Below are 6,689 nucleotides of genomic sequence, written 5' to 3' on the forward strand. Positions count from 1 at the left end.
GTTGTTCGTTGTTCGTTGTTCGTTGTTCGTTGTTCGTTGTTCGTTGTTCGTTGTTTGTTGTTTGTTGTTCGTTGTTCGTTGTTCGTTGTTTGTTGTTCGTTTTTTTAAATACCAATAACCAATAACCAATAACCAACAACCAATTAAACCCTACGCCAACGTCGTCCATCGCGATTAATCAAATTTTCAGCCTCTTTTGGTTCCCAAGTTCCCGCCTCGTACTGAGGAATTAAACTAGGATCAGTTCGTCCTTCCCAAACAGCTAAAGCAGGCGTTACTACTCGCCAAGCCTCTTCCACTTCATCAGCACGAGTGAATAAAGTTTGATCTCCTAACATACAGTCCAGTAATAGACGATTATAAGCATCAGAAGTTGCCATTCCAAAGGATGAACCGTAGCCAAAATCCATATTTACAGTCCGAGTGCGTAAATCCGGTCCCGGCATTTTTGCTTCAAATCGCAGAGAAATTCCCTCATTGGGTTGAATCCGCAAAGTCAACACATTGGGATTAGTTTGTTGTGCCGCAGATTGAAAAATCATTAAGGGAACTTCGCGAAACTGAATCGCAATTTCACTTACTTTTTTCGGCAACCTTTTCCCTGTGCGTAAGTAGAATGGAACACCCTGCCACCGCCAGTTATCAATCAGTAGTTTCATCGCTACATAAGTTGGCGTTGTCGAGTTAGGATTAACTCCTGGTTCTTCTCGGTATCCCGGTACAGGTTTCCCCTTCATCCACCCCTTGGAATACTGACCGCGAATTGCTGAATTTTCCAGATTATTAATATCTGCGAGGCGAGTTGCTTGAACAACTTTTACCTTTTCTGTCCGGATACTATCGGCATCCAGAGAGTTTGGTGCTTCCATTGCTGTGAGGCAAAATAGCTGCATTAAATGGTTTTGCACCATATCTCGCAGCGCCCCAGATGTTTCATAATAACCTGCTCGATCTTCGACTCCTACAGTTTCTGCTACGGTAATTTGAACATGGTCAACAAATTGACGGTTCCACAGCGGTTCAAAGATAGCATTAGCAAAGCGGAATACTAATAGATTCTGAACAGTTTCTTTGCCTAGATAATGGTCAATCCGATAAACCTGTTCTTCTTTGCAAACTTCTTGTACTACCCGATTTAGTCGTTGCGCTGAACTCAGATCTCGACCAAATGGTTTTTCAATTACCAAGCGATGTTTAATGGGATCTGCTAGCATTCCGGCTGTTCCCAATTGTTGAATTGCTTCTGGGAAAAACTTGGGCGCAACAGCTAAATAAAATACGCGATTTCCTCTAGTTCCCCTTATCCCATCTAATTCAGCTAACAAAGCTTTCAATTTCTGATAGCTTTCTTGATTATCCATGTCGCCGGAACAGTAGAAAAGACCTTCAGCAAAGTCTTGCCAAACCTCTTCTGATTGAATCCCATCAGAAAATTGTTCGATCCCCTCTCGCATGTTTTCGCGGAAGAAGTCGTGACTCCAATCTCGACGTGCTACCCCGACAATAGTTGTTTCTGGCGGCAAACGTCGTTCTCGTTTGAGTTGATAAATTGCAGGTACAAGTTTCCTTTGAGTTAAATCTCCAGATGCCCCAAAAATTACCATAATTAGGGGATCTGCCATTCGTTCTTGTTGTAATCCAACCCGCAGGGGATTTTCTAGGAGAGTCAACATAGTTTAGTTATTAGTTGTTAGTTGTTAGTTGTTGGTTGTTGGTTATTGGTTGTTGGTTAGTTGTTGTTGGTTGTTTGAGTAACAAATTTTTGTTTTTGGCAATGAATTCAGAGGCAATTATGGTTACCTGTTATCGATCCATTCTCCATTCTTACATTCCCGATCTTATTGCCAACTTTATTAAAGTTCAGCTCAATGGGAAATTACAAACAACAAACAACTAATTATCAATGACTAATGACTAACAACAACTTCTCGTGCCCTATCTTGAATAAACGATTCTACTAGGGCTACATCTTCTTTACTCCCAATAATTAATGGGGTACGAGCATGAAGTGCATCTGGCACAACATCCATAAGCTCCATATTTCCATTACTTGCTCTTCCTCCGGCTTGTTCCATCAAAAAAGCAAGAGGTGCTGATTCATAAAGCAGACGCAATTTACCTTCTGGTTTCTTCACCGTACCCGGATAGATAAAGACCCCACCTTGATGCAAAATTCGATGAAAATCTCCCACTAATGCGCCACTATACCGAGCCGTATATCCTTCATGGCGATGAACATAACGAATATAGTCCCGAATGGAATCTTCCCACTGCCAGAAGTTACCTTCATTTACACTATAAATCGGTCCATGGGTTGGTACTTTAATGTTTTCATTAGATAGGATAAATTCACCTAAACTTGGGTCAAGGGTGAAAGAATGAACTCCTGTACCGATTGAGTACACCAGCATCGTACTCGGTCCGTAGAGAATATAACCTGCGGCGATTTGTTTATGTCCATTTTGCAGCAAATCCCGAGCATCACCATCAATATCGTCTCCTTCTTGCTTGCGGATGGAAAAAATTGAACCAATATTTAAGTTAATGTCTATATTCGAGGAACCATCAATTGGATCGTAGATTAAGGTATAACGTCCAATTGGGCAGTTTTCGGGAATATAGTAGGGTTTTTCCATTTCCTCGGATGCCAACCGACAGACCAGTCCACTTTGCTTAAACACGGAGATAAAGACATCATTGGCATAGATATCCATCTTTTTAACAGATTCCCCTTGGACATTTATGTTCCCAGTGAACCCTAATGCCCCTTCCATTAGCCCAGCGCGACTCAATCGGCGAGAAATTATTTTGGCGGCTAACGCAATTCGATTCATAATGGCACTGAGATCTTGTGCCTCGGCGTTGAAACTGTGAAGTTGTTGGAGAATATGACGAGAAAGGGTGGTGCAATCTCGATCTAGGGAATGCTCTTCAACTAAAGACCGCTCGAGATCTGTCATAATCGTATCCTCTGTATCGAGTCGCACATTGGTTCTAGAGTCGCCGCTGGTGAAAGGAAGCTCTCAAGAAACCAGATGCGCCCTTGCTGTTCACTTCTATATTAGGAAGGCATTGGCAATTCGGCTCTTTACTTTAGGGTAATTTTGACTTTGGACAGATTCTCACCTCTTTTTACCCTAAAGGCTGTGGGTAAATTGCCCAAATTGCATCGAACTCATGCCTTCTCCGGTTGTACAAGAGCTGAGTTTACATCTTAAACTGAGATCTTACACCAATGTCAAAAAAGAGTGGCATTTAGGGTGGGCAGTCCCCAATATAACAAGAAGAAGCTGATTATTACGTTAGTGGGGACTGCCCACCAAAGCAGTTATTGAGAATGGTGCAAGATCTCAGTCAAACAGATAGGAGGCGAGACACCCGCCCTGGAAGTTTGATGGAGAAGATTAAATCTTAATACTGAATTTCTTGTCTAAAGGGCAAGAGCTGCGGTCAAATCTAGGTTGAACATACTAAAGCGCGGTGAAATAAGCATTATGGGAGAACAGAAACGGATCGGAATTCTTACCAGTGGTGGAGACTGCGCTGGTTTAAATGCGGCGATTCGAGCGGTGGTTCACCGGGCGGTGGGGACTTATAATTGGGAAGTTGTGGGGATTTTGCGCTCGACTCAGGGTTTAATGAGTCGTCCGCCCCAAGCGATGACTTTGGATACCAAGCAGGTCGATCCTACTCTGACGTTGGCTGGTACGATGTTAGGCACGACTAATAAAGGTAATCCTTTTGCTTTTCCGATGCCGGATGGGACTGTTTGCGATCGCTCGGCTGAAATTATTGAAGGATACCATCAGCTTGGACTTAATGCGCTGATTGGGATTGGCGGTGATGGCAGTTTAGCGCTTCTCAGAAAATTGGCAAATCAAGGGGGTATCCATTTTGTCGGTATTCCCAAGACGATTGATAATGATGTTGCGGTTACGGAGCGTTCGATTGGGTTTGATACGGCAGTTAATATTGCGACAGAAGGCTTAGACCGTTTACATTTTACGGCGGCTAGTCACGATCGCGTCATGATTTTGGAAGTGATGGGGCGCGATGCGGGGCATATTGCCATTAGTGCGGGGATTGCTGGAGGTGCTGATATTATTTTAATCCCTGAAATTCCCTATTCTCTGGAAAATATCTGTGGCAAAATTCGAGAACGTCAGAAACAGGGTAAAAATTATAGTCTTGCGATTGTATCAGAGGCTGTCCGTACAGAAACAGGTGAGGTGGTTGAAAGTAGTGTCGGTTTAGGGGAACGTCGCTATGGCGGTATCGGTCATTATTTAGCGGATCGTATTTGTGCCTGTACAGGGGCGGAAACGCGAGTTACCGTATTAGGACATACCCAACGAGGAGGACTTCCTTCGCCACTAGACCGCTTAACGGCATCTGTTTTTGGGGTTGCTGCGGTGGATCTGATCGCTAATGGACATTACGATCAGATGGTAACATGGCAAAACCGTCAGGTGGTAACTGTGCCTATTGCTGATGTGATTAGCAAATATCAAGTTGTAGATCCCAATAGCACCCTGGTTAAAACGGCCAGAGGTTTGGGTATTTGCTTGGGAGACTAGTTTCGGGCGGAATAGGGAGTTTTGAGTTTTGAGTTTTAACTCCCCCCTACTCCCTACTCCCTACTCCCTACTCCCTACTCCCTACTCCCTACTCCCAGGCATTGTTTCTATTATTGCCACGTCGCGAAGTACTGCGATTGTCTTCTTTTGGCCGGGCTTTGTTAACTCTTAGCTGGCGGCCCATCCACTCAGCACCATCAAGTTGTTCAATGGCTGAGGTTTCTTGGTCATCCGCCGTCATTTCGACAAAAGCAAAGCCGCGCAACCTTCCTGTTTCACGATCTGTGGGTAATACAATACGCTTTACAGTACCGTAATCAGCGAATACTATTCGTAAATCGTCTTCGGTTGCTTGGTAAGACAGGTTTCCGATATAAGAAAATAGCCTGAAAACCCCGTGACTTGAGTCCGGGGATGAAAGGCATTGGCAGACTTGAGTCTGCCATGATCTAATTAATAGGTCAGTATAAGACGTAAAAACCTACCCCCGGACTGGAGGAAAGTATACGCCCGAAACAACCTTGTGGAGATATCATTACGCCCTTGTGGCAAAGGTAATGAGCCTGGGAACCTGATTTATCAGGATATTAAGGCTGCGAAGTCTTAAGAATCCCCGTGTCTTTAGACCGGGGAGTGTCAACTAGTTTACAGGAACTAAAAGGGAAGGGGTAAGGGGTAAGGGTTAAGGATTGAAAACTCTTGACTTTTGACTCCTGAACTTGTACCGTCTCATTCAATCAAAATCGATTGAGGACCGTTACTTTTGCCGTTATCTGTACTGGAAGTAGGGACAGTATATGTAGAGCCAGTTTGCTTCTGTAGCCAAGTCTTAACAGGATCGTCTGAGAGGCTAATTCGTAAAACTCCTGAGCAAAATCCACCTAAGAATGCTATAGGTTGTTGAATTAGTTCTTTAACAATGGGAGTCAATTCATCCAGAAACATCGGGTTATCTCCTTGTGCTGATGATAATTTTTTGATTCTTCTGATATATTAACGAATAATCTGGTCAGTATGCTTGTCAAAAAGATGAAACCGGGACTTATCAAAAACAACACTAATTGATGCACCGATAACAAGGCGCGATCGCGGATCGACTCGTGCCACAAATTCTTGTTTTGTCAAGGTATTGAGATAAATAATAACTTCATTCCCCATCATTTCCATTACCGATACTGTTGCTGGCACTAAAGCTGGTTCAATTCCCGGCGGTATATAATCAGGATCGTGGATGCTTTCAGGACGAATTCCTAAAATAACTTCTTTACCTTGGTAAGATCGATATAATTCCACTAATTCGGGCATAATTGAGAACTCAAACGAGTCTGTAGCTACATAGAGTTCCTCCTCTTTATTAATTATCCTAGCCTCAAATAAATTCATCGCCGGAGAACCAATAAAGCCAGCGACAAAGATATTTTGGGGATAATTATATAGATTCTGTGGCGTATCCACCTGCTGCAAAATCCCACTATTCATCACAGCAATCCGAGTACCCATAGTCATTGCTTCAACTTGATCGTGGGTGACGTAAATAAACGTAGTTCCCAATTCATGGTGCAATTTACTAATTTCTGCCCGCGCTTGCACCCGCAACTTGGCATCTAAATTCGATAATGGTTCATCCATTAAAAATACTGCCGGATTCCGCACAATAGCTCTACCAACTGCTACCCGTTGTCGTTGTCCCCCAGATAAATCTTTAGGTTTCCGGTATAATAAACGATCGATTCCCAATTGCTTTGCGGCTGCTTCTACACGGGTTTTAATTTCCCCTTTCCGCTTACCTTGCAATTCCAAACTAAACGCCATATTTTCATAGACAGACATGTGAGGATATAGAGCATAAGATTGGAATACCATGGCAATATCCCGCTCTTTAGGTGGGATATCATTGACAAGTTTATCTCCTATATAAATATTACCCTGAGTTACTTCTTCTAAACCTGCTAACATCCGGAGTGAAGTAGTTTTACCACAACCAGAAGGACCGACAAATACGAGAAATTCTCCATCATCAACAGTCAGATTGAGATTATTGACAGCGACAAAGTTATCGAATTCTTTGGTAATTTTTTCAAAAATAACATTAGCCATAGTAAAGAGTGGGAA

The 6,689-nt window shown here is 43.1% G+C and carries 6 protein-coding genes and 1 pseudogene; 1 reads left to right on the forward strand and 6 read right to left on the reverse strand.

The genetic code is table 11. From position 1 onward, the window contains the following. The 3 genes and pseudogenes from NJ959_RS30820 to fbp all read right to left on the reverse strand — a co-directional run. Positions 1 to 123 (reverse strand): annotated as a pseudogene (locus tag NJ959_RS30820) (glycosyltransferase family 2 protein); the annotation flags it as partial. A gap of 20 nt (positions 124 to 143) precedes the next feature. After that, a complete protein-coding gene (zwf, locus tag NJ959_RS23860; RefSeq protein WP_254014244.1) occupies positions 144 to 1,673 on the reverse strand; it encodes a glucose-6-phosphate dehydrogenase in 1,530 nt (509 codons plus the stop codon). A gap of 234 nt (positions 1,674 to 1,907) precedes the next feature. Next, positions 1,908 to 2,960: a class 1 fructose-bisphosphatase gene (gene fbp, locus NJ959_RS23865; RefSeq protein WP_254014245.1), complete on the reverse strand. Its 1,053-nt coding sequence runs from the start codon at positions 2,958 to 2,960 to the stop codon at positions 1,908 to 1,910. A 534-nt stretch (positions 2,961 to 3,494) separates the two neighbouring features. On the opposite strand from fbp, the gene NJ959_RS23870 reads away from it, so the two are divergent. Beyond that, entirely contained in the window at positions 3,495 to 4,577 is a 1,083-nt protein-coding gene (locus tag NJ959_RS23870) for an ATP-dependent 6-phosphofructokinase (RefSeq protein WP_254014246.1), read from the forward strand. Positions 4,578 to 4,665: 88 nt separating this feature from the next. Here NJ959_RS23870 and rbp read toward each other — a convergent pair whose 3' ends face one another. The 3 genes from rbp to NJ959_RS23885 form a co-directional block, all read right to left on the reverse strand. Next, entirely contained in the window at positions 4,666 to 4,950 is a 285-nt protein-coding gene (rbp, locus tag NJ959_RS23875) for an RNA-binding regulator (protein ID WP_254014248.1), read from the reverse strand. A 356-nt stretch (positions 4,951 to 5,306) separates the two neighbouring features. Next, on the reverse strand, positions 5,307 to 5,522 hold the full coding sequence (locus NJ959_RS23880) for a ssl0294 family protein (protein WP_254014247.1): 216 nt from the start codon (positions 5,520 to 5,522) through the stop codon (positions 5,307 to 5,309). Between the two features lie 48 nt (positions 5,523 to 5,570). Then, positions 5,571 to 6,674 (reverse strand): ABC transporter ATP-binding protein, encoded by a 1,104-nt coding sequence (locus NJ959_RS23885; protein ID WP_254014249.1) that lies wholly within the window; start codon positions 6,672 to 6,674, stop codon positions 5,571 to 5,573. Positions 6,675 to 6,689: the final 15 nt, after the last annotated feature.

The organism is Limnofasciculus baicalensis BBK-W-15, assembly GCF_024178385.1.
Lineage (GTDB): Bacteria > Cyanobacteriota > Cyanobacteriia > Cyanobacteriales > Coleofasciculaceae > Limnofasciculus > Limnofasciculus baicalensis.